Origin of the sequence: Paracoccus sp. S4493, from assembly GCF_000967735.1 — a bacterium.
Classification (GTDB): domain Bacteria; phylum Pseudomonadota; class Alphaproteobacteria; order Rhodobacterales; family Rhodobacteraceae; genus Paracoccus; species Paracoccus marcusii.
In genome coordinates this window covers 1-700 of record NZ_JXYF01000519.1, presented here as the reverse complement: position 1 = coordinate 700, position 700 = coordinate 1, and the positions used below count along the sequence as shown (strand labels likewise).

Here is a 700-nt window from a genome sequence, read left to right as displayed (position 1 = left end):
CGGCGATGGACAGCAGGTCGCCGGAATGGATCTTCTGCTCATACTCCTGCGCCCGGCGCGACCACATCGCGCGCTTGACGCGGGCCTTGCCCTTCAGGGTCTCCAGCGCGCGGTCGATCAGGTCGGGGGTCGACAGGCTGCGCATGCCGATCTCGCTGGCGCGGGCGGTGGGCACGCGCAGGGTCATCTTGTCCTTGTCGAACGAGATCACGAACATCTCCAGCCGCAGGCCCGCGACCTCCTGTTCCTCGATCGAGACGATACGACCGACCCCATGGGCCGGATAGACAACAAAGTCATCGGGGCGGAATTCGTTCTTCTTCGATTTCGACATCTGGCTTCCTCTGACATGCGCCCGCGAGACGGGCACAAAGGGCCGCAGGGGGGCAAGGCCACCCTCGGTCCGTTTTCGATCATGTTTGACGACCCCTGCCTGCAGTCGGCACGGATCCGGCAGTGTGGGATGCGACACAGTCCTGTTGACAAGCAGCAGCACAAGGCGCGACATAAGGGACTATAACACAAAAATGACGCCAAAAAAAGCACCGCCTTTCGGGCGGCGCATCGGCATTGTCCAGGCTTTTAATGGCGACGAAACAGGGCCTTGCAAGCCCTGCCCGGTCGAATCAATCGCCTTCGCCGGGCGTTTCCGAGAAATACTTTTCCAGCTTGCCTTCCTGACCGTCCATCTCGGCGGCGG

Annotated in this window: 1 protein-coding gene; it reads right to left on the bottom strand. The window is 61.7% G+C overall.

Annotated features, from left to right (window positions below; translation table 11 throughout):
• On the bottom strand, positions 1 to 334 hold a 334-nt coding region (locus TW83_RS18835), incomplete at its 3' end, for a CarD family transcriptional regulator (RefSeq protein WP_045984322.1).
• Positions 335 to 700 lie beyond the last annotated feature (366 nt).